Below are 19,228 nucleotides of genomic sequence, written 5' to 3'. Positions count from 1 at the left end.
GATTTCACTTTTAAAATTATTAGAAAATAGATATTTTAATTTCAATTATAAGCATAAAAAACCGAGCAAATTGCTCGGTTTTTTATATTAAAATCGTTTCTAAAATTAGCGATTCATATTTTTAATTTCATCTTTAAAATCATCCGAATCAACTCCTTTACTTACCAATAATAATGCTTTGTGCACTACATACGGAACATTTTCTGGAGAAAATCCTAATCCAATTGCCAAACGTTCTAAAATAGCAGTTTGCTTTGGTCCTAAGTGATGATCTACATATACCATACGCGCCAAATCGTACAAACGTTCCAAACGTTCGTTATACATTGTTGGCGGATTTACAGGATGCGATCTGTAATCTTTTAAAATCTCTTTGTAATCGCTTTCAGAGATATCTAAATTTCTAGCCATTCTATCTAAAAACGCTTTTTCCTCATTTGAAACAACGCCGTCACTCATTGCAACACGAACAATGGCTGCAAAATGATCTTGATTCCGCTCACGAAATCCACTTGAATATAAATCTGATATAGACATTTCTTATTTTTTAGTACTGCAAATATAAATAATCTCTTGGCTATTTTTTGTCTGTTCGATTTTTATTTTTAGCATGAAAGTTGGATTTTTTAACTATTGAAAGTTTATTTAGTGTAACCAGCATAAGTTAGTATTGATTGTTATCAATATTTTTCCTCTTCAACACAATCTCAGCCGCTTTCACAGCATCTTTTTGATACTTGGTTTTATTGTCTAAAATTTCTCGCAACTGCTTTTCATTTTTGGATTGAAACTTCTCAACAAACTTCTCAATATTCGTTTTTTCTTTCGCACGTTTTAATTTGACAGCTTTTTTTGAATTAGACGTATTTATATAAGGAAAGAATCTAAATCGGTACTTGGTTTTTTTTATAAAAGCATATTCATGTAAAAAGTCAACAATTAAATTTGAAATATAATACCGATCGCCATTCTTAAATTTTAAATCCCAATAGCCAAAATCAGAGTGAATCGCATATTCTCTTACCCAATTATCAATTGCTTGTTTATAATAAATTCCAAGATGATACGTAGATGTTTCAATCTCTGAAAATTCATATTTTTTAAAATGTCCTTTTTTACTGATCGTTATATATTTAGATGCGGTATCAATTTCAACGATTGTTTCTTTGTTTCGAACGTAATAATCAATCAAAAGAATAATAGTTTGAAGATTAAGAAGCAGCATTACTCCAACGAAAGTAAGTAGCATTATAGTACGATATTCCGCATCCTTAGTTTCGGAAAATAAGCCAAAAATAAAACCAAGAAAAATGAAACCTAAAAATATAAATAGGTTTTCTTTTAATACTTTTTTTAGAAGTTTGTAATGTAACTTATATGTCTTTTTCAAAGTATAGAAACCATTTTTTATCGCTTCTAAAATAAAGCATTTCACATCATTTCTTTTCAAAATTGCTCAGAAATGATAAATTTTTACTTTAATTCGTTATAAATTACAACACCTGCATAGTATATTTGCATAAAAATTTCACATTCGTGAGTATCGCTAAAATCTCGCAACATTTCAAACAATCTCCTGAACTAAGGAAATTAGGGCAAGCTATTGCCAAAAATCAAGAAAAAATACACCTTAAAGGACTTACAGGTTCCAGTTTGTCGTTCGCAATTTCCGAAGCTTTTAAGGAAAGTGACAAGCCGTTTATTTTTATCTTAAACGATAAAGAAGAAGCTGCCTATTACTTGAATGATTTGGAGCATTTGCTGAATGATAAAGATGTACTTTTTTATCCTGGAAGTTACCGCAGACCATATGAAATAGAGAAAACCGACAATGCAAATGTGTTGTTGCGTGCCGAAGTTTTGAACCGAATTAATTCGCGCAAAAAACCATCATTAATTGTAACATATCCAGCAGCATTATTTGAAAAAGTTGTCACGCGAAAAGAATTAGAAAAGAATACACTCAAAGTTTCATTAAACGATAAATTGTCTATCGATTTTATAAATGAAACCTTATTTGCATATAATTTTCATCGCGTAGATTTTGTCACAGAACCTGGTGAATTTTCCGTTCGTGGTGGAATTGTAGATGTATATTCGTTCTCAAACGATGAACCGTACAGAATTGAGTTTTTTGGCGATGAAGTTGACAGCATGCGGACGTTTGATGTGGAAACGCAACTTTCTACGGAAAAAGTAACCAAAATTAGTATTATTCCGAATGTAGAAAATAAAGCACTGCAAGAATCTCGCGAAAGCTTTTTAAAATATATTCCAGGAAAAACGGTTGTGTTTGCAAAAAATACAGAATTACTTTTTGGACGAATTGACACATTATTTACCAAAGCGAAAAGTGTTTTTTCTGAATTATCTGGAGAAATTAAACACAATACGCCTGAAGAATTATTCTGCACAAAAGAACTTTTACAAAATCAATTTTTAGAATATACTATTGTAGAATTGACAGCGAATCCATTGTTGAAAGCGGATACTTTTATCGAATTTAATACAACGCCGCAACCTTCATTCAATCGTCAATTTGATTTATTGATTGAAGATTTAGACAAAAATCACGAAAAAGGATATACCAATTATATTACATGCGTAAGCGAACAACAAGCGAAACGTTTTCACGATATTTTTGACGATGTAGAACAAAAAGTACATTATGAAACCATTGTACTTCCACTTTATCAAGGTTTTGCAGATCACAATCAGAAACTAATTTGTTATACAGATCATCAAGTTTTTGAGCGCTACCACAAATTTCATTTGAAAAATGGATACGCAAAAAAACAAGCAATTACGCTAAAAGAATTGACCAATTTGGAAGTTGGCGATTATGTCACACATATTGATCATGGAATAGGAAAATTTGGCGGTTTAAAAAAGATTGAAGTTGAAGGAAAGAAACAAGAAGCCATCAAATTAATCTACGGCGAACGCGATATTTTATACTTGAGCATTCACTCGTTGCATAAAATTTCTAAGTTCAACGGAAAAGACGGAAAACCTCCAAAAATATATAAATTAGGTTCTGGCGCTTGGAAAAAACTCAAGCAAAAAACCAAAGCACGCGTAAAACATATTGCCTATAATTTGATTGAATTATATGCAAAACGACGTACGCAAAAAGGATTTCAATATGATCCAGATACCTATTTGCAACACGAATTAGAAGCTTCGTTTATTTATGAAGATACGCCCGATCAATCTACTGCGACACAAGATGTAAAAGCCGATATGGAAAGTGAACGTCCAATGGACAGATTGGTTTGTGGCGATGTTGGTTTCGGTAAAACGGAAGTTGCCATCAGAGCAGCATTTAAAGCAGTTGACAACGGAAAACAAGTTGCAATTTTAGTTCCGACAACTATTTTGGCGTTTCAGCATTTTAAAACATTTACCGAGCGTTTGGTAGATATGCCTGTTACAGTTGATTATTTGAATCGTTTCCGATCTACCAAACAACGAAAAATAGCATTGGAAGGACTCAAAAACGGAAATGTTGATATTGTAATTGGAACGCATCAATTGGTAAGTAAAGCCGTGGTATTTAAGGATCTTGGTTTGTTAATTGTAGATGAAGAACAAAAATTTGGTGTTGCTGTAAAAGATAAATTAAAAACCATTAAAGAGAATGTAGATACGTTGACATTGACTGCAACTCCAATTCCGAGAACACTACAATTTAGTTTGATGGCTGCGCGAGATTTATCCGTAATTACAACGCCGCCGCCAAACCGTTATCCAATAGAAACACACATTATTCGCTTTTCAGAAGAAACGATTCGTGATGCTGTGAGTTATGAAATTCAACGTGGCGGACAAGTGTTTTTTATTCACAATCGGATTCAAAATATTAAAGAAGTTGCAGGCATGATTCAGCGTTTGGTGCCAGATGCTAAAATTGGAATTGGTCACGGACAAATGGACGGAAAGAAACTCGAAAAACTTATGCTTGCTTTTATGAATGGTGAGTTTGACGTATTGGTTTCTACCACAATTGTTGAAAGTGGTTTGGATGTGCCAAATGCAAATACAATTTTTATTAATAACGCTAACAACTTTGGATTGAGCGATTTACATCAGATGCGAGGTCGCGTTGGACGAAGCAATAAGAAAGCTTTTTGTTATTTTATTACGCCGCCAGATTCTGTAATGACACAAGATGCGCGCAAACGATTGACTGCGTTGGAACAATTTTCTGCCTTAGGAAGCGGACTTAATATTGCCATGAAAGATTTAGAAATTCGTGGTGCAGGAGATTTGTTAGGTGGCGAGCAAAGTGGATTTATTAATGAAATTGGATTTGAAACATATCAAAAAATATTGAACGAAACTATTGAAGAACTCAAAGAAAACGAGTTTAAAGACTTGTATGAAGATCAAGAAAGTCCGAAAGAGAAAGTGTATTTGAAAGAAACACAAATTGATACCGATTTTGAGTTGTTATTTCCTGATGCGTATGTAAATGTGGTTTCTGAACGTTTGGCATTGTACAGTAAATTGAGTACACTTACTTCCGAAGATGAATTACAGAAATTTGAAAATGAACTCGTTGACAGGTTTGGTCCGTTGCCAGAACGTGCCGCGGCATTGTTGGATTCGGTTCGCATTAAATGGATTGCAACGAAGTTTGGCTTGGAGAAAATTATTATGAAAAAAGGCAAGTTGATTGGCTATTTTATTTCAGATCAACAGTCAGGTTTCTACCAAAGTCCTAATTTTACAAAGGTATTGCAGTTTGTACAGCAAAATCCATCTATTTGTAAGATGAAAGAAAAACAAACTCGCAAAGGTTTACGCTTATTGCTTACTTTTGAACGAATTACGTCTGCTAAAAAAGCACTAAACGTTCTCGAAAAAATTACATAAATTGCTTTGGCTTAATTATTGAAATAGATTTAAAAAACTGAAACTCATGATTAAAAAAATACTTTTTATTCTTTGCATGATTCCATTGTGCATGCAAGCGCAGAAAACTATGTTGGGTACATTTTCTCCAGCAGAAGAGTACGAATGGTTTATCTTATATAAATTAAAAACAACGCATCAGGCATACATTGATAACGGAAAAATTGTCGATGGGAAATTAAATTATACGTTTAAAGCTGACGCTGAAAAAGGTATGTATCGTTTGGTGTATGGAATGCCACAAGAGTCTGAGAATTTCGATTTTATTTATAGTGGCGAAGAAGATATTACGTTTATGTTTGATGAAAATGATTCTGAATTTACGCTTTCAAAAGAAAATCAACTATATACTTCTTATTTTTCTAGTGTGAATATGGCGAAGAAACAAATCAATGATTTTTACCAAACTACACAATCTCACACATCTGATTATATGACTATTTTTAAAATCCTGAATGATACGCAAGAGGTTTTTGAAAAAGAAGCAGCAGGAACTATTGTGTATAATTTTATCAAAGCGAGTCGTTCGTACATTCCTACTTCTTATGAAAAACCAGAAATAATGGTTGATAATATTAAGAAGCATTATTTTGATCATGTAGATTTTTCGAATCCTGTGTTGCAAAATTCAGATTTCATTGCAGATAAAATGTCAAATTATGTGTTTACGGCATTGCCAATGAAAGAGTTTACAGGAGAAGAATTAATAGAAGAATATAAGAAGAACATTGCCACCATTGATGAAAAAATAAAACCTGTTGCTATTGATTATCAAAAAACATTGTTCAACGTTTTGTGGGAACAAATGGTTGTTGTGGAGAATCAAGATATTGCAAATCATATTGCCGACACCTATTTGATTTCGTTGGCAAAACAATTGAACGATCAAGTATTAATTGATAAGTTAAAAACCTATAAACGTTTGTCATTTGGGCAAGTTGCTCCAGATTTTACGTGGGTAAAAGATAATAAAGCACATAAATTAAGTGAATTAAAAAGTGCTGAAAACTATATTATCGTGTTTTGGAGTAGTACTTGTTCGCATTGTCTGAAAGAATTGCCATTGTTGAAAACGTTTGTTGAAAGCAAAGAAAAAGGTACTTTTAAAGTGATCGCAATTGGTTTGGAAGATGAACGCACAAGTTGGGCAAATGAAAGTTCGTTTTACCCAAATTTCATTCACGTTTTAGGTTTGGATAAGTGGGAAAATGAAATTGGAAACCAATATGATGTAAGTTCTACGCCAACATTTTTTATATTAGATAAAGATAAACGCATTATTGGAAAACCATATGGTGTAGAAGAATTGGAAGCGTTTTTTAAGAAGGAATAATTATTGAAATTCAATTATAAAAAAAACAGAAAAGTATAGTTGCTTTTCTGTTTTTTAGGTTTATTTCTTAAGTTGCTGAGTCTCTATGGACAATTAGGGCCTGAGTTTAAGCCTTGATTTCCATCTCCTTCTGTACATCCATTCTTAAGTTCTGTTACGGTAGCTCCTTCTGTACACATTCCATTTGCCTTAGTTTGACAAGTAGGATGTTCTGTTTCGTTTACATGAGTTCCAGTAGTAGTATCATTTGCTGGGTCTTCAGTCCCACCAATGATTTGTTTTCTATTTAAATTTGCAATTTTAAATTTTCTGAATTTTAATACTTTTTTGTTTTCTCTCATTTTTATAAATTTTTGAATGTGTTCAAATCTAAGTATTCATTATTAGTATGAAAGGAAATTTGGGCTTCCAAAAACGATAATTCCGTGAATTATCGTTTTTTTTGAGTACTTTCTCTAACTTTTTTTATAAAATAAGAAGGTTTTAAGCCTGTTTTCTTTTGAAAGGCTCTTGAAAACCCTTCTGGATTTGAAAACCCTATTTCTTCAGCAATGGCACGAATAGTATATTTTTGATATTTGGTATCATGCTGTACGTGACTTACTAAATAGTCAATTCGCAAATCGTTAACATACGTTGTAAAGTTTTTGCCTTTGTACGAGTTTACAATTTTAGATAAATACTTGGAGTTTGTATTCACGATTTTAGCGACATCTTTTAAAGAGATTTGATTTTTAAGATAAGCTTCTCCTAGTTCAAATGTTTCTAAGGTTTGTAAAACTTCTTCTATAATATGTTGATCTATTCCTAAAGATACTGCTTGTGGTTTGGCATTTTTCACAATGATTTCTTCTTCTATCATGGAATTGGATTGTTCAACAATCTCATTATAGCGTTTTTCATATTCCTTTTTTAATCGATAATAGTATATAAGTAAGCTTATCACTAACAAACCAATAAAACCACCTATAATGGCAATCCAATCTCTTTCAATAGTAATACGTTTATTTTGACCTTGTAGTTTTTTAATCAAACGCTCTTTATTAGCTACATACGCAGGAATATCATAGTTTTTCGAAATATTTTTGGATAAATATTTATAGTCAGCATGAATGGTACTGTCTATTTTTAATAATTGTTTCGTGTAATACAATTCTATTCTTTCATTTTTTTTTGCTTGTGCATTTTTAATTAGATAGACATATGCTTCACGCAATGGTGGAAAAAGATCGTTTTTTTCGTTATAAGATGTATCTACTTTTTTGAAGTAGTTCATTGCTTTTTCACGTTCACCTAATGCATGATAGTTTTTTCCTAAATAGAAAGTTGCAACTAATTGATTTCTTTCTTCTAGATGGGAAATACCCTTTTGAATACTATCAATGGAAGCTTTATAATTTTTTTTATAAAATAAATTTATTCCCTCATTTATAACAAAAGAATGATACAATTCTCCAAGATTATTTTTTAAGGCAATTTGAATACCTTGTACATTAATTTCAGTAGCCTTTTTAGACTGATTTGATTCATAATATGTAGAAGATAATTGAAAAAGCGCCTGTAAATTTCCTTCAACATATTTTGAGCCTATAGATTTTTTATAAGCGATATATTCTTTAAAAAGTTTTTCTGCTTCTTTATAATTTCCCGAAATTCTTTTTAAATAAGCTATATTATATTTAATATCATACTGATATTTAAAATTACCATTTGTTGCCGCTGCCGCTTCTGCTAAAAAATAATTATTTAATGCCTCAGGATAATCCTTTTCATAATTTAGAGCTATCCCTTTTGCCAAATATGCATGCATAGGAAATCTATTATCGCCTTTTATATTTTCTGTATAAAAAATAGCACTATCTAAATACTGAAGTTTCTGTTTTATATTAGTATTCCTTAGTGCCAACAAAAAGTAACCTCTTCCAATAAATCGTTTTTCGCCACTCTTTTTTGCTGTATCTAAATAATCACTTGCAAGTATTTTTGCTTTTTCGAAACTAATACTTGTATCACGAAACTTAATTCTTAAATTTTCAAACTCTTTTAATAAGTCCTTTTTTTCTTGCCCAAAAGCAACAGTTCCAACAAAAAATAAACATGCATACAGTAAAATCTTCTTCATATAAAAGGTTGTATTTCTAACAAATATACTAGAAAAGGGAGTTTAATATGTCTGTTTTTACTGCAAGATTTCCGATAATTCACGGAATTGTAGCTGTAATTCAAGGAATTGTAGTTTGCTTCTGTTGTCTGGCTTCAAATTTACTTGTTGTTTTGTTTTTGTGAATAATTCACGAGAAAAAAATTATGAATCAAACCTCATCAATTATGAAAAAGCAAAAGGCAAAAAGTTTAAAATTAAACAAAAATTCAATTTCAAGTCTAAAAGAAATTTTAGGAGGCAGACCTCCATTATCATTTCGTCAAACAGAATGTACATGTAGTCCATCTCAACTCACACATTGTCTTGCAGGTTGTACAGCTATCAGTTATGATTCAATTTGTTAATTGTACAATGATTTCTAGATCCTTTCTAAAGTGGATTTTAGTTCACTTTATATTCTTTACGAATTCAAACCAAGAAAAACGGTATAAGTTCTTTATTTACAGACATTAATATTTAAAAATTATAATTATGAAAAAACAAAATTTAAAAAACTTACGTCTAAATAAAAGTAAAATTGCAAATTTTAAATCAGTTGTTGGAGGAAGACCAAATAAATCATTTTATGAAACGGAGTGCGATGATTGTAGTCCATCAGAACAAACAAATTGTCTGAATTGTGACAAAACCGCTCCAAATCATGCTTGCACCACTTTTATAGACTGCACATACGATTGTTAACATCTTGAATAGTATGGATTTTGATTCATACTTAATTAGTAACTCAATAAATTATCTTAAATTTTAAAATCAAATATTATGAAAAAAAAACAGCTAAAAAGTTTAAAACTTAACAAAAAATCGATCTCAAATTTTAATTCTTCAACTGTTCACGGAGGTAGTGGAGCTTGTGGAATAGAATCTGTAAGAATCTGTGAAGCACCAATTACAGATACGTGTTCAATAAATAACGTTGCTTGCAACACTAGCGGTACTACTGGTAGTGGTAGTCCTTCTGTTCATTGTCCTAGTCAAATACCCGCTGATTGTAACGCAGGTTCTGATCCAGGAACTCCTTCTATTTTTCCAGTCGTTTGTTAATACTTTACAACAAAATTCACTTTTGTTTTACACTTAATTAATTTAAATCTTAAAAACAAATAGTATGAAAAAACGAAATCTTAAATCATTAAAACTAAACAAGAAATCCATTTCTATCATCAATACAAATACAGTTGAAGTAAAAGGTGGAAAGAGAACAGGTGCTCCTTGCATTTTTCAAAGTTGGGCAACTAGATGTGCGAATGCTTCTAATTGCTATTGTCAATAATTTTAAAACTACATATTATGAAAAAAAGAAAAGTAAACAATTTACAGTTAAACAAAAATAATGTTTCAAACTTAAATACCATATTTGGAGGAAGAGCTCCAGGAGGTGGTACAATTTCTGATCCTGTTGGGATTACAGACAATTGCCCACCTTCATTACCGCATTCAGACTGTTACTGTGGATCTGACTTTAATAAAGGTTGTGGCTCTATTATAGGACACTGTTAGGAAGATAGGTTATAAACATCATATTTAATTCAAAATATAATGTAAAGACTTTCTCTCTATGTATGGACCAAGAGAAACAACGTTGAATGTATTGTTTCGCTAATTACCAACCTATACATATAGTAAAATCCCGCCCAAATTGGGCGGGATTTCTCGTAAAACTAAAATTACGCTTAGGAGGTTGTAAATTTCAGACTAAATAAATCAATTTTTCCTAAGAAAAACACCCTAAGATTTATCTATCTACTAAACAGAAATCATCAATTCTTCCACGCAAGCTTTTGTATATTGCAAAACACAAGGTTTCACAACAAGTATATCGTGTTTTTTACTTCAGTTTCATATATAAAACAACGGACAACATACATGAAGTCTATTATTTATATAAACGTAGGCAAATCGGAATGTAACTTAATATAATCTAATGATTGGTTCTCTTCAGAACCTAAAAATAAGGTAGTCGTTAGGGGTAACGTTTGGTGTAGTAAATGTGCTTTTTATTTTAAAAGTTTAAAAGTAGTTGGCTAAAACACCTTTAATTTTTATCTAAAATACTCAAATACACTATATCTACAAAACAAATAACCGAATTAATCTCGATGTTCAATAGCGTAGAAATACCTGTTTTTATTAATACATAAAAATACGCGCAGAATTTTCAATATATAATATTAAAGTGATTTCAGGTTTTTAATTACGGTAAAAGCTTTATCAACCTGTTCATCGTTTACTAAAATAGTAAATTCATTTGTTGTTGAAATTACTTCATAAATATTAATGCCTTCCCAAGATAAACGTTGAAAAATAAAATAATAAATTCCAGGAACGTTTACATTATCTTTTGGCAACTTTACCGTGATTGATGATAAATTCTCTTGTTTTTCTAATAAAATTTCGTCCTTAAAAATCTTTCCAACCAATGCTGCAACTTCACTACTTACCACAATATTAGATTCGTTTACACCGCGAGAAGATGTATAAAAAACGGTATTCAAATCTTCAATTTCAGACATAAATGCTGCCTGACTTTTCAATAAAGTTTCTGTGACTCTAAATGTATAATCGTTTAAGGCAGATCGGACTGTGATTTCTCCAATATTTCGGACAAATTTCAATACTCTATGCGTCACTCTAAACTCTAATTCAGACGATAAGCGTTTCAAAGCCATTACAATAGCTCCATTTTTTACTTCTTTTCCTAATTGATGCTCAATCTCAGGTTTTATAAGTCGAGATAATGATGTCAAATTGATAATTCCTTGCGACAACGCGCTCGATAAAAACGGCTTGGCTTTTATATATTCTTCTACAATTGAGGAAATGGTTTTCATTAGTCTATAATTTTACTAGACTGCGAAAATACAAACATAAAAAGAAGTTTCAAAACAAATTGTTATAATTATAACATTTTTTTCAAAAATGATAAAATGCGTCTTCTATATGATTTATGGTAGTTTTATTTTTATCAAGTACGATTGCGATAATATCAAACCGAACCTCAACATTCAAATCATTATCATTTACATATGTATCAATTGCTTTGACTAATAATTTAATCTTTTTAGGAGTTACAAAGTCTTCAGGATTCCCGAAATGTGCAGAAGTTCTCGTTTTTACTTCCACAACTGCCAACGTTTCTGCTTTCTGAGCTATGACATCAACTTCTGCTTTTTGGAATCGATAATTTGTTTCTAATATCGCATATCCATGTGCTAATAGATGTTTCACGGCTAATTTTTCGCCTTCGTTTCCTAAATCATTATGTGCTGCCATGAACTACGCTTCTAAAATTTCACATAAAATACGTATCTTATAGAGAATAATCAATAGTAACTATCAATTTTTATAATGATAATTCTTTAAAAGTCAAGCTTGATAGTTGCCGTGGTGTAATCACTAAACCAACGCAATATGGGAGCTACATATAATCACATTGGAAAAGGATATAACAATACACGAAAAGCAGATCCATTTTTATTAGAACGAATTCAATATCACTTAAATCCTATTAACGAAGGATTATATATAGACATTGGTTGCGGCACAGGAAATTATACGTCAAAATTACATGACGAGGAAACAAAATTTATAGGTATTGATCCTTCTGAACATATGTTGACGAAAGCAAAAAAAGCCTTTCCACATATAGACTGGAAATTAGGAACTGCCGAAAACATTCCGCTAAAAGACAATAGCATGGAAGGCGTTCTTGGAACATTAACATTACATCATTGGAACAATTTAGAAAAAGGATTTTCAGAGCTATTTCGTGTCATGAAACCGTACGCAAATATGGTTTTCTTTACAGCGACACCAAAACAAATGGAAGGGTATTGGCTGAATCATTACTTTCCTAAAATGCTAGAAGATTCTATGAAACAAATGCCTTCGCTAGCTAAAATTAAAACCGCAATGAAAGCCGCTGGTTTCAAAAATATATTTTCAGAAAAGTACTCCATCAAACCCGATTTAAAAGATTTATTCTTATACGCAGGTAAACAAAATCCAAAACTATACTTAGATGCAAATGTGCGAAACGGAATTTCCTCATTTTCTCTTTTAGCACATCAAGACGAAGTTCAAAAAGGACTCGCACAACTTGAAAAAGATATTGATTCGGGTGAAATCAAAAAAATCATGCAGCAATACAAAAATCGTGATGGCGATTATTTATTTTTATTAAGTCAGAAAGAAGTTTAAGTTATTATATACACTAACTCTTTTTCTTTTGTTTCTGTTTTCTTTGTGCGAGCAAAGAAAATGAAAATTAGCAACTAAAAGTTAAATTGTATTGATTAGATTATCTTCAAATAATTCTGTTTTAGAAGATTTATATGGGATAAATCAAAACGTTAATTTCACTTCTGAATCAACCGAAAAAACAACTTCTTTGCCAAAAATCAACGCGCGATTATCATCCAAATGTCCCGCAGGAAAGTTGAAGCAAATCGGAAAATCATATTCCTTTGTAATATCCAAAATAATTTCATGCGCGTTTTTCCCAAAAGGAACGGAATTGTCATTCATATCTGTCATTCCGCCAACAATCAATCCGGCTAAATCGTTAAAATAACCGTTGCGTTTCAAGTTCATCAACATCCGATCTATATGATACAAATATTCATCTAAATCTTCTAAAAATAGAATTTTCCCCTTCGTATCTAATCCCAAATCAGAACCTGTCATACTATACAACATACTCAAATTTCCGCCAATCAATTCGCCTTTTGCTTCTCCTTTTCTATTAAAATCAACACTTGGAATTGTATAATTTAGGCTTCCGCCGAAAAGTACTTTGCGTAAACTTTCGATAGCTTCAGGAGTATTCTTCAAAACATTAATTGGCATCGTTGCGTGTAAAGTTTCAAAGTTTAATTGCTGTCCTTTTGAATGCAAAACAGTAATATCAGAATAGCCAATAATCCATTTTGGCTTTTTGATAAATCTTGAAAAATCTAACTGATCTACCATCCGAATCGTCCCGTAGCCGCCGCGCGCGCACCAAATAGCATCAATATGTTCATCGTCCATAAACTGTTGAAAATTCAACGCACGTGTCATATCATTGCCAGCAAATTGGTTTTCTTCTAGATCAATTGTGGTGCCTAAAACAACTTTTAAATCCCAACTATGTAATAATTCAATAGCGGCTTCAATTTCAGGAATAGGAATTTTGCGCGCTGTCGATAAAATACCGACAGTTGCTCCTTTGTGTAAAAATTTGGGTTGGTTCATAAACTAAATGTAATAGAAAATACACAGACTTTATTTTTCAAAAGAAACAAAATTCAGTTTTAGATGATCTGCAAAAAAATCGGTTTTGTGACTTTTACGCTTCAATTCATTCTTTTTTAAACACAAAATCATACAAGAATCCTTATTTTTGCACGTTAATTACACAATTTTCAACACGCAAAATACTTGAAAATTTACTATTATTGAATTGAAACAAAACGAAATGACTCAAAATCCACAACGTTATACCATTACCGCAGCTTTACCATATACAAACGGACCAATCCATATTGGACATTTGGCTGGCGTATATGTTCCTGCTGATATTTATGCACGTTACTTACGATTAACAGGCAATGATGTTGCTTTTATCAGCGGAAGCGATGAACACGGTGTTGCGATTCCGATGCGCGCCAAAAAAGAAGGGATTTCTCCGCAAGATGTTATTGATAAATATCACGGAATCATCAAAAAATCGTTTGCAGATTTTGGAATTTCGTTCGATAACTATTCAAGAACTTCTTCGGAAATTCATCATGAAACTGCGTCTGATTTCTTTAAAAAATTATATGCAGATGGCGAATTTATTGAAGAAGTAACAGAACAATTATACGATGCAGAAGCCGATCAGTTTTTAGCCGATCGTTTTGTAACAGGAACCTGCCCGAAATGTGGTCATGAAGAAGCGTATGGCGATCAATGTGAAAATTGTGGAAGTTCGTTAAGCGGAACGGAATTAATCAATCCGAAATCGGCAATCACAGGAAATGTTCCAACCTTAAAACAAACAAAACACTGGTTTTTACCTTTAGATAAATATAGTGATTTCTTAAACGAATGGATTGTTGAAGGACACAAAAAAGATTGGAAACCAAATGTCCTCGGACAAGTGAAATCGTGGATTGATGACGGTTTAAAACCACGCGCAGTAACGCGTGATTTAGATTGGGGAATTCCAGTTCCTGTAGAAGGCGCAGAAGGAAAAGTATTATATGTTTGGTTTGATGCGCCAATCGGATATATTTCGGCAACGAAAGAATGGGCAGCACGTGAAGGAAAAGATTGGGAATTGTATTGGAAAGATGAAGACACCAAGTTGGTTCACTTTATCGGAAAAGATAATATTGTATTTCACTGTATCATTTTTCCATCAATGTTAAAAGCACATGGCGATTATATTTTGCCAGATAATGTGCCTGCAAACGAATTCTTAAACTTAGAAGGAAACAAACTATCAACGTCTAAAAATTGGGCAGTTTGGTTGCATGAATATTTAGAAGATTTTCCTGAAAAAGAAGATGTTTTACGATACACGTTGACCGCGAATGCACCCGAAAGTAAAGACAACGACTTTACGTGGAAAGATTTCCAAGCACGAAACAACAACGAATTAGTAGCGATTTTAGGAAACTTTATCAATCGTGTAGTTGTGTTGACACATAAATATTATAACGGAATTGTTCCTGCGCCAAATGAATACAACGAAATTGATGAAGCGGCAATTGCGCAACTAAAAGCGTTTCCGGCGGTGATTTCGAGTTCCATTGAAAGATATCGTTTCCGTGAAGCAAGTCAAGAATTAATGAATTTGGCGCGATTAGGAAATAAGTATTTAGCCGATGAAGAACCTTGGAAAGTCATTAAACAAGACGAAGAACGTGTAAAAACTGTGATGTATATTGCATTGCAAATTGCTGCTGCGTTGGCGTCACTAAGTGAACCGTTTTTACCATTTACGTCTACTAAATTAAAAGGAATTTTAAATATTTCAACAAGCGAATTAGAAACATCTTGGAATGAAGTAGCTACAAAAAATGCGTTGCTTCCTGCAAATCATCAAATTAATCCAGGTGAATTGTTATTCGCTAAAATAGAAGACAAAGAAATTCAAGTGCAATTGGACAAATTAGAAGCGACTAAAAAAGCAAACGAAGCGGAAAATAAAATAGTAACGCCACAAAAAGACATTGCAACATTTGACGATTTTACAAAACTAGACATTCGTGTTGGAACGATTGTAGAAGCAGAAAAAATGCCAAAAACGAAAAAGCTTTTAGTCTTAAAAGTGGACACAGGATTAGACACAAGAACCATTGTTTCTGGAATTGCAGAAAGTTTCAAACCAGAAGAAGTAATTGGAAAAAAAGTAACTGTTCTCATCAATTTAGCGCCAAGAAAATTACGTGGCGTGGAAAGTGAAGGCATGATTTTAATGACTGAAACGCCAGAAGGAAAGTTAGTTTTTGTAAATCCTGATGAGGAAGATGTTAAAAGTGGTGCCGTGATTAGTTAATTTACCTTTAGTTAGAATAAATTAAAATTACCATACGCACAAACATAACTCGCTTGTAATGCGTATTTTTACACAACCGAAAAAAAGAAAAGCTATGTTATCAAAAAATATGGAAAGTGCTCTAAATGCACAAATTAGAATAGAAGCCGAATCTTCACAAGTATATCTAGCAATGGCAAGTTTTGCTGAAACGCAAGGTTTTGAAGGCGTATCATTATTTATGTATATGCATTCTGATGAAGAACGTCAACACATGCTAAAATTTGTAAAATATATCAACGAACGCGGCGGACATGCTACGATTTCGGAATTATCTAAGCCACCTTTGGAATATGGTTCGATTAAAGAAATGTTTCAAAATCTATTTGATCATGAAGTAAAAGTATCAAAAAGCATCAATGATTTAGTTCACATTAGTTTACAAGAACAAGATTATGCAACGCACAACTTTTTACAATGGTATGTAGCAGAGCAAATTGAAGAAGAAGCGTTGGCACGTACTATTCTTGACAAAATCAACTTAATTGGCGATGACAAAGGTGGATTGTACTTGTTTGACAGAGATGTGCAAGCAATTACGGTACAGCCTTCTACTGCAAGTCCAGCACAATAAAAAAACTCGATTTTTAAATTATACAAAAGCGATTGAAATTTCAGTCGCTTTTTTTATACACAATTTAATTAGTGTTAATACTGCGCAAAATAATTGCGTAGTTATATTACATATTTGCACCAAAATATAAATATATCGTTTAATATTGAATCTAATGGAGTTCTATTTAAGAGAAATAACAGAAATTCCTGTTATATAAAAGATAACCAACAATTAAGAAAGGAAAAATGTACAGAGAATCAGAAATACCTTATTTCACCATACTTTTCGAAAGATATCAAAATCTATACACTGAAATTGAAAATACAATTCTCACACAAAGAGACTTTAGTAATCTAATTGATTTGGACAATATTAGATCTCAATTTAATTTTTTTGATATTAAGCTAAGATTAGCTTTTGCTATTTATGAAATCAACTTAAGTCAAGAATATATGCAACAGAAAGTTGGAGAATTGAGGCTTTGCCATTTAATGCTTTACAAATTTAATGACTTATGGTTTGCTTATGAAGCATTTGTCAAACTATACAACAACTTAAATACTACATCTATTCAAAGTAAAGTTATTTGGCTAAGTCTAAGAACTAATTTAGATTACTTTAATCAACAAGAAATTCAAAATGCAATACTAAGAGCAAATATTGAGCTAAATCTTAAATTTAATACTTCAGAGAAAAGACAACATCTTCATAACTATATTCAATATTGTATTTCAGAAGCAAGCAATAGTCAATCTAATAGATTAAATAGAATTATTGGGAAAATAAATATTCCTGATAATGTTGATGACCTAGAAATTACAGATTGGTTAAGTTTGTCCTATGCAGTAAGAAACAATTTTGTTCATAATGGTGAGACAACTGTAACAACACCAGAATTCGATTATTCGGAAAAGAAAGACTTAATAATAGTTTTATATGAATTATTAGTAATTATATCTTTAAAGTCTACTCAAAAAATGATAGAAGATAAAATCAATGAATATTAAAAAGAGTAACTGGTTATTGATTCTCACATAAAAACAATTTTTCTTAACGAATCAATTTTTTAGCTTTCGCTTGAATAATCTCAGCTACAGGTTTATTTTCAATATTACTTTCCAACCATGAAATAATATCTAAATACAAAAACGCTCTTCGTTCATACGGATCTTCCTCAAAAGGTTTCAATTTGGCATGCAACGCTTTAAAAGCATTCTTTATTTCATGTGGATAAATGGTTCCTAAACTTCTTAAAAACACAATCATTTCTCGCTGAACTTCGTGCAAATCGTTCATCTTCAACAAATACTTATACGTACTTTTCAATTGCGTTTCCAAATGATAATCCATGCCCAATTCGTAATGCGCAACAAGATTCAAAATTCTGGAAAAGCACAACAAATCTTCACGCACATTGAGCGATTTATTACTTATAATTTTCTGCAAATAGAAAATACTATTTTTTCTATCGCCTGCGCCAAAATACAAGGAAGCAATCTTATAATAAAAAACCATTACATGATGCGGATCAATTCTATTTTCAAAAGTCGAAATTCGTTCATTCACTTCAGCTACCAAGTGCAAACCGTCACTAAACGTTCCCGTTAAAAAATAGTAATTCAACTTATTCATATACACATACAAAAAGCTCAAAACTTCAGTATTATCATTCAGCGGAATTCGTCCTTCGGAAATATCATCTTCCAATTGAAACAACACTTCTTTAAACTTCGATTCATGTTTAATAAAATATAACGATTCCAACAAATAATGATTTCCCTTCAAATAAAACACAGGATTCATCTCTTTCATTTTCGGTGTTTGCGTAAACAAATCAACCCATTTAGAAGCGTATTTATAACTTGACAGAAAATCTTGTGTCAAAAAACTATACCATAAATGTGCTTTATAAAACCATAACTTCTCACGAAAACCAAACTCATTAATATTTACTTTGGGCAATCGTTTATGAAAATATGCGTTGACTTCTTTATAATCATCTTCATTTTTCACATAGCCAACTCGCAACAGCAAACCGTATAATTGTAATGATAAATTTGACAATTTACTCGCCAATACATTCTGAATACTCAATGTTTTTGCTTCCTCAGAAAGTTCATCGGCGCGACTTTCCATACTTCGCGTAATATATTGCGTTTCAATTACTTTTTCTAGCTCTACAATTTCGTAGGCAATATTTTTTTCTTCATGTTCTAAAGCCAGAATTTTAGCTTTATCAAGTAATTTCAAACTTTGCGTGTACAAACCTTTATTGTACAAAATGGTTGCATAATCTAGTTGTTCTCTAATAACAATTCGAATATTATGTTGTGCAGGATTTAAGCGTAAGCTTTTTAAAATTTGTTTGTATAAATTGGCTTTTAAGTTTGATAATTGCTGTTTCGTAACAATCTTCTTTTTCAAAATTGCTTGTTCGTCATACGTTTGACTCTTCTCTAAAAAAGTAAATAAAGCCAGAAATTTAGAATTTACATTGCCATCAAATCGTCCAACATACAGCTTAAACTGTCGTTTTTCAGATTTTGATAACGATTTAATCAATACAAATAAAGATTCCTTTTGTGGGTTTGGCATTGTAAAAATTATTTTATAAATATCTGATTATCAGATATTTAATTAAAAAAAATAAGGTTAGCCACTGTAAAATGTACTTCGCTATCATTCTTTTTAGAG

At 31.7% G+C, this 19,228-nt stretch carries 19 protein-coding genes; 11 read left to right on the top strand and 8 right to left on the bottom strand.

Annotation, left to right across the window (positions count from 1 at the left end):
- Nucleotides 1-105: 105 nt before the first annotated feature.
- Both IMCC3317_RS15810 and IMCC3317_RS15805 read right to left on the bottom strand, forming a co-directional pair.
- Nucleotides 106-537, bottom strand: coding sequence for a tellurite resistance TerB family protein (locus tag IMCC3317_RS15810; RefSeq protein ID WP_160130463.1), 432 nt, complete (start codon nt 535-537; stop codon nt 106-108).
- A 127-nt stretch (nt 538-664) separates the two neighbouring features.
- On the bottom strand, nt 665-1,390 hold the full coding sequence (locus IMCC3317_RS15805) for a hypothetical protein (RefSeq protein ID WP_160130462.1): 726 nt from the start codon (nt 1,388-1,390) through the stop codon (nt 665-667).
- Between the two features lie 146 nt (nt 1,391-1,536).
- Between IMCC3317_RS15805 and mfd the strand changes: the two genes are divergently transcribed.
- Both mfd and IMCC3317_RS15795 read left to right on the top strand, forming a co-directional pair.
- Nucleotides 1,537-4,878, top strand: coding sequence for a transcription-repair coupling factor (mfd, locus tag IMCC3317_RS15800; protein ID WP_160130461.1), 3,342 nt, complete (start codon nt 1,537-1,539; stop codon nt 4,876-4,878).
- A 46-nt stretch (nt 4,879-4,924) separates the two neighbouring features.
- Complete coding sequence (locus IMCC3317_RS15795) at nt 4,925-6,250, top strand: TlpA family protein disulfide reductase (protein ID WP_160130460.1); 1,326 nt, start codon at nt 4,925-4,927, stop codon at nt 6,248-6,250.
- Nucleotides 6,251-6,333: 83 nt separating this feature from the next.
- Here IMCC3317_RS15795 and IMCC3317_RS15790 read toward each other — a convergent pair whose 3' ends face one another.
- Together IMCC3317_RS15790 and IMCC3317_RS15785 are read right to left on the bottom strand one after the other, a co-directional pair.
- The gene (locus tag IMCC3317_RS15790) at nt 6,334-6,591 is read right to left on the bottom strand and encodes a hypothetical protein (RefSeq protein WP_160130459.1); all 258 of its coding nucleotides are present in this window, start codon (nt 6,589-6,591) and stop codon (nt 6,334-6,336) included.
- 89 nt (nt 6,592-6,680) lie between these two features.
- Entirely contained in the window at nt 6,681-8,372 is a 1,692-nt protein-coding gene (locus tag IMCC3317_RS15785) for a helix-turn-helix domain-containing protein (RefSeq protein ID WP_160130458.1), read from the bottom strand.
- Nucleotides 8,373-8,578: 206 nt separating this feature from the next.
- Between IMCC3317_RS15785 and IMCC3317_RS15780 the strand changes: the two genes are divergently transcribed.
- The 5 genes from IMCC3317_RS15780 (at nt 8,579) to IMCC3317_RS15760 (ending at nt 9,911) form a co-directional block, all read left to right on the top strand.
- Complete coding sequence (locus tag IMCC3317_RS15780; RefSeq protein WP_160130457.1) at nt 8,579-8,758, top strand: hypothetical protein; 180 nt, start codon at nt 8,579-8,581, stop codon at nt 8,756-8,758.
- Between the two features lie 127 nt (nt 8,759-8,885).
- Complete coding sequence (locus IMCC3317_RS15775) at nt 8,886-9,095, top strand: hypothetical protein (RefSeq protein WP_160130456.1); 210 nt, start codon at nt 8,886-8,888, stop codon at nt 9,093-9,095.
- 78 nt (nt 9,096-9,173) lie between these two features.
- Complete coding sequence (locus IMCC3317_RS15770) at nt 9,174-9,455, top strand: hypothetical protein (protein ID WP_160130455.1); 282 nt, start codon at nt 9,174-9,176, stop codon at nt 9,453-9,455.
- Nucleotides 9,456-9,519: 64 nt separating this feature from the next.
- Nucleotides 9,520-9,684 carry a hypothetical protein gene (locus IMCC3317_RS15765; protein WP_160130454.1) on the top strand — a complete coding sequence of 55 codons (165 nt, stop codon included), beginning with the start codon at nt 9,520-9,522 and terminating at the stop codon, nt 9,682-9,684.
- Between the two features lie 17 nt (nt 9,685-9,701).
- Complete coding sequence (locus IMCC3317_RS15760) at nt 9,702-9,911, top strand: hypothetical protein (RefSeq protein WP_160130453.1); 210 nt, start codon at nt 9,702-9,704, stop codon at nt 9,909-9,911.
- 671 nt (nt 9,912-10,582) lie between these two features.
- Here the strand turns inward: IMCC3317_RS15760 and IMCC3317_RS15755 are convergent.
- Nucleotides 10,583-11,242, bottom strand: a complete 660-nt coding sequence (locus tag IMCC3317_RS15755; protein WP_160130452.1) for an aspartate kinase — start codon at nt 11,240-11,242, stop codon at nt 10,583-10,585.
- 82 nt (nt 11,243-11,324) lie between these two features.
- On the bottom strand, nt 11,325-11,684 hold the full coding sequence (locus IMCC3317_RS15750; protein ID WP_160130451.1) for a YraN family protein: 360 nt from the start codon (nt 11,682-11,684) through the stop codon (nt 11,325-11,327).
- 138 nt (nt 11,685-11,822) lie between these two features.
- Between IMCC3317_RS15750 and IMCC3317_RS15745 the strand changes: the two genes are divergently transcribed.
- Nucleotides 11,823-12,611 carry a class I SAM-dependent methyltransferase gene (locus tag IMCC3317_RS15745; protein WP_160130450.1) on the top strand — a complete coding sequence of 263 codons (789 nt, stop codon included), beginning with the start codon at nt 11,823-11,825 and terminating at the stop codon, nt 12,609-12,611.
- Nucleotides 12,612-12,755: 144 nt separating this feature from the next.
- Here the strand turns inward: IMCC3317_RS15745 and IMCC3317_RS15740 are convergent, their stop codons facing one another.
- On the bottom strand, nt 12,756-13,646 hold the full coding sequence (locus IMCC3317_RS15740; RefSeq protein ID WP_160130449.1) for a S66 peptidase family protein: 891 nt from the start codon (nt 13,644-13,646) through the stop codon (nt 12,756-12,758).
- Between the two features lie 223 nt (nt 13,647-13,869).
- On the opposite strand from IMCC3317_RS15740, the gene metG reads away from it, so the two are divergent.
- The 3 genes from metG to IMCC3317_RS15725 all read left to right on the top strand — a co-directional run bounded on the left by metG (nt 13,870) and on the right by IMCC3317_RS15725 (nt 17,541).
- A complete protein-coding gene (metG, locus tag IMCC3317_RS15735; RefSeq protein ID WP_160130448.1) occupies nt 13,870-15,939 on the top strand; it encodes a methionine--tRNA ligase in 2,070 nt (689 codons plus the stop codon).
- 94 nt (nt 15,940-16,033) lie between these two features.
- Nucleotides 16,034-16,552 (top strand): ferritin, encoded by a 519-nt coding sequence (locus IMCC3317_RS15730; RefSeq protein WP_160130447.1) that lies wholly within the window; start codon nt 16,034-16,036, stop codon nt 16,550-16,552.
- Nucleotides 16,553-16,779: 227 nt separating this feature from the next.
- On the top strand, nt 16,780-17,541 hold the full coding sequence (locus IMCC3317_RS15725; RefSeq protein WP_160130446.1) for a hypothetical protein: 762 nt from the start codon (nt 16,780-16,782) through the stop codon (nt 17,539-17,541).
- A 43-nt stretch (nt 17,542-17,584) separates the two neighbouring features.
- Here the strand turns inward: IMCC3317_RS15725 and IMCC3317_RS15720 are convergent, their stop codons facing one another.
- A complete protein-coding gene (locus tag IMCC3317_RS15720; RefSeq protein ID WP_160130445.1) occupies nt 17,585-19,129 on the bottom strand; it encodes a hypothetical protein in 1,545 nt (514 codons plus the stop codon).
- Nucleotides 19,130-19,228: the final 99 nt, after the last annotated feature.

This window comes from Kordia antarctica (assembly GCF_009901525.1).
Lineage (GTDB): Bacteria > Bacteroidota > Bacteroidia > Flavobacteriales > Flavobacteriaceae > Kordia > Kordia antarctica.
This window is presented reverse-complemented; position numbering and strand designations above follow the sequence as displayed.

Coding starts and splice junctions, on each gene's coding strand:
- IMCC3317_RS15810 (WP_160130463.1), bottom strand. CDS start 537: ATGTCTATATCAGATTTATATTCAAGTGGATTTCGTGAGCGGAATCAA.
- IMCC3317_RS15795 (WP_160130460.1), top strand. CDS start 4,925: ATGATTAAAAAAATACTTTTTATTCTTTGCATGATTCCATTGTGCATG.
- IMCC3317_RS15790 (WP_160130459.1), bottom strand. CDS start 6,591: ATGAGAGAAAACAAAAAAGTATTAAAATTCAGAAAATTTAAAATTGCA.
- IMCC3317_RS15785 (WP_160130458.1), bottom strand. CDS start 8,372: ATGAAGAAGATTTTACTGTATGCATGTTTATTTTTTGTTGGAACTGTT.
- IMCC3317_RS15780 (WP_160130457.1), top strand. CDS start 8,579: ATGAAAAAGCAAAAGGCAAAAAGTTTAAAATTAAACAAAAATTCAATT.
- IMCC3317_RS15775 (WP_160130456.1), top strand. CDS start 8,886: ATGAAAAAACAAAATTTAAAAAACTTACGTCTAAATAAAAGTAAAATT.
- IMCC3317_RS15770 (WP_160130455.1), top strand. CDS start 9,174: ATGAAAAAAAAACAGCTAAAAAGTTTAAAACTTAACAAAAAATCGATC.
- IMCC3317_RS15765 (WP_160130454.1), top strand. CDS start 9,520: ATGAAAAAACGAAATCTTAAATCATTAAAACTAAACAAGAAATCCATT.
- IMCC3317_RS15760 (WP_160130453.1), top strand. CDS start 9,702: ATGAAAAAAAGAAAAGTAAACAATTTACAGTTAAACAAAAATAATGTT.
- IMCC3317_RS15755 (WP_160130452.1), bottom strand. CDS start 11,242: ATGAAAACCATTTCCTCAATTGTAGAAGAATATATAAAAGCCAAGCCG.
- IMCC3317_RS15750 (WP_160130451.1), bottom strand. CDS start 11,684: ATGGCAGCACATAATGATTTAGGAAACGAAGGCGAAAAATTAGCCGTG.
- IMCC3317_RS15745 (WP_160130450.1), top strand. CDS start 11,823: ATGGGAGCTACATATAATCACATTGGAAAAGGATATAACAATACACGA.
- IMCC3317_RS15740 (WP_160130449.1), bottom strand. CDS start 13,646: ATGAACCAACCCAAATTTTTACACAAAGGAGCAACTGTCGGTATTTTA.
- metG (WP_160130448.1), top strand. CDS start 13,870: ATGACTCAAAATCCACAACGTTATACCATTACCGCAGCTTTACCATAT.
- IMCC3317_RS15730 (WP_160130447.1), top strand. CDS start 16,034: ATGTTATCAAAAAATATGGAAAGTGCTCTAAATGCACAAATTAGAATA.
- IMCC3317_RS15725 (WP_160130446.1), top strand. CDS start 16,780: ATGTACAGAGAATCAGAAATACCTTATTTCACCATACTTTTCGAAAGA.
- IMCC3317_RS15720 (WP_160130445.1), bottom strand. CDS start 19,129: ATGCCAAACCCACAAAAGGAATCTTTATTTGTATTGATTAAATCGTTA.